Annotated in this window: 2 rRNA genes (1 of these 2 running past the window's edge); both read left to right on the forward strand. The window is 57.9% G+C overall.

Features of this window, described 5'->3' with window-relative positions:
• Window positions 1–119: 119 nt before the first annotated feature.
• Window positions 120–1,647: ribosomal RNA gene (locus FFT09_RS22790) — 16S ribosomal RNA — on the forward strand.
• Window positions 1,648–1,865: 218 nt separating this feature from the next.
• Window positions 1,866–2,480, forward strand: a 23S ribosomal RNA gene (locus FFT09_RS22795); it runs 2,619 nt beyond the window's last position.
• The 16S and 23S rRNA genes sit together here, the layout of an rRNA operon.

The following is a 2,480-nucleotide window of genomic DNA, read 5'->3' on the forward strand; positions in this document are numbered from 1 at the left end:
GTGTGTTGTTTGAGAACTCAACAGTGTGCTAGTGATTGTCATCTAGTGGTGATGATTGTTTTGAACCCTTTGTGGGTTCCTTTGAGATGACTATTGAGTCGTCGGATTGATCTCATTCATTGTTGGAGAGTTTGATCCTGGCTCAGGACGAACGCTGGCGGCGTGCTTAACACATGCAAGTCGAACGCTGAAGCTCAGCTTGCTGGGTGGATGAGTGGCGAACGGGTGAGTAACACGTGGGTAATCTGCCCTGTACTCTGGGATAAGCCCGGGAAACTGGGTCTAATACCGGATAGGACGCACTCCTGCATGGGGGTGTGTGGAAAGTTCCGGCGGTACAGGTTGAGCCCGCGGCCTATCAGCTTGTTGGTGGGGTGATGGCCTACCAAGGCGACGACGGGTAGCCGGCCTGAGAGGGTGACCGGCCACACTGGGACTGAGACACGGCCCAGACTCCTACGGGAGGCAGCAGTGGGGAATATTGCACAATGGGCGCAAGCCTGATGCAGCGACGCCGCGTGGGGGATGACGGCCTTCGGGTTGTAAACCCCTTTCGCCCGGGACGAAGCGAGAGTGACGGTACCGGGAGAAGAAGCACCGGCCAACTACGTGCCAGCAGCCGCGGTAATACGTAGGGTGCAAGCGTTGTCCGGAATTATTGGGCGTAAAGAGCTCGTAGGCGGTGTGTCACGTCTGCCGTGAAAACCTGCGGCTTAACCGTGGGCGTGCGGTGGATACGGGCATCACTTGAGTTCGGTAGGGGAGACTGGAATTCCTGGTGTAGCGGTGGAATGCGCAGATATCAGGAGGAACACCGGTGGCGAAGGCGGGTCTCTGGGCCGATACTGACGCTGAGGAGCGAAAGCGTGGGGAGCGAACAGGATTAGATACCCTGGTAGTCCACGCCGTAAACGTTGGGCGCTAGGTGTGGGGCGCTGTTCACGTGTCCCGTGCCGTAGCTAACGCATTAAGCGCCCCGCCTGGGGAGTACGGCCGCAAGGCTAAAACTCAAAGGAATTGACGGGGGCCCGCACAAGCGGCGGAGCATGTGGATTAATTCGATGCAACGCGAAGAACCTTACCTGGGCTTGACATGCGCCAGACAGCCCCAGAGATGGGGTTTCCCTTGTGGTTGGTGTACAGGTGGTGCATGGCTGTCGTCAGCTCGTGTCGTGAGATGTTGGGTTAAGTCCCGCAACGAGCGCAACCCTTGTCCCATGTTGCCAGCGGGTAATGCCGGGGACTCGTGGGAGACTGCCGGGGTCAACTCGGAGGAAGGTGGGGATGACGTCAAGTCATCATGCCCCTTATGTCCAGGGCTTCACACATGCTACAATGGCCGGTACAGAGGGTAGCGATACCGTGAGGTGGAGCGAATCCCTTAAAGCTGGTCTCAGTTCGGATCGCAGTCTGCAACTCGACTGCGTGAAGTCGGAGTCGCTAGTAATCGCAGATCAGCATTGCTGCGGTGAATACGTTCCCGGGCCTTGTACACACCGCCCGTCACGTCATGAAAGTCGGTAACACCCGAAGCCCATGGCCCAACCAGCCTTGTGCTGGGGGGAGTGGTCGAAGGTGGGACTGGCGATTGGGACGAAGTCGTAACAAGGTAGCCGTACCGGAAGGTGCGGCTGGATCACCTCCTTTCTAAGGAGCTTCGTGCTCGTTGGAGCTATTGTGAACCACCACTGGAGACTGGTGTCGGGTTCCATGCCGTTGGGGTGTGGGCTGATGCTGGTCCGGCCGGCTTGCCCGGTTGTGTGATGATTGCTGGTGCACTGTTGGGTCCTGAGGCAACACGCGTGGCGTGTGTTGTTTCTGGGTGTGGTGTTTGAGAATTGCAGAGTGGGTGCGAGCATCTTTGTGGTCAAGTTGTGTAGGGCACATGGTGGATGTCTTGGCACTAGGAGCCGATGAAGGACGTGGGAGGCTGCGTTAAGCCTCGGGGAGCTGTCAACCGAGCTGTGATCCGAGGATGTCCGAATGGGGAAACCCGGCACCCGTGATGGGGTGTCACCCGCTGGTGAATGTATAGCCGGTGTGGAGGGAACGCGGGGAAGTGAAACATCTCAGTACCCGCAGGAAGAGAAAACAACCGTGATTCCGTGAGTAGTGGCGAGCGAAAGCGGATGAGGCTAAACCGTGCACATGTCAAGCTGTCAGGTGTTGTGTGTGCGGGGTTGTGGGAGCCACTGTCCGGGGGCTGACACCCTCGGTGATGCTGTGTGTGGTTAGCGGAACACGTTGGGATGCGTGGCCGGAGTGGGTGAGAGTCCCGTACGCGAAAACTGCATGTCAGTGTTGGTGTGGTGTTCCCGAGTAGCAGCGAGCTCGTGGAATTCGCTGTGAATCCGCCGGGACCACCCGGTAAGCCTAAATACTTCCTAGTGACCGATAGCGGACGAGTACCGTGAGGGAAAGATGAAAAGTACCCCGGGAGGGGAGTGAAAGAGTACCTGAAACCGTGTGCCTGCAAGCCA

The organism is Saccharomonospora piscinae (genome assembly GCF_005862235.1).
Classification (GTDB): Bacteria; Actinomycetota; Actinomycetes; order Mycobacteriales; family Pseudonocardiaceae; genus Saccharomonospora; species Saccharomonospora piscinae.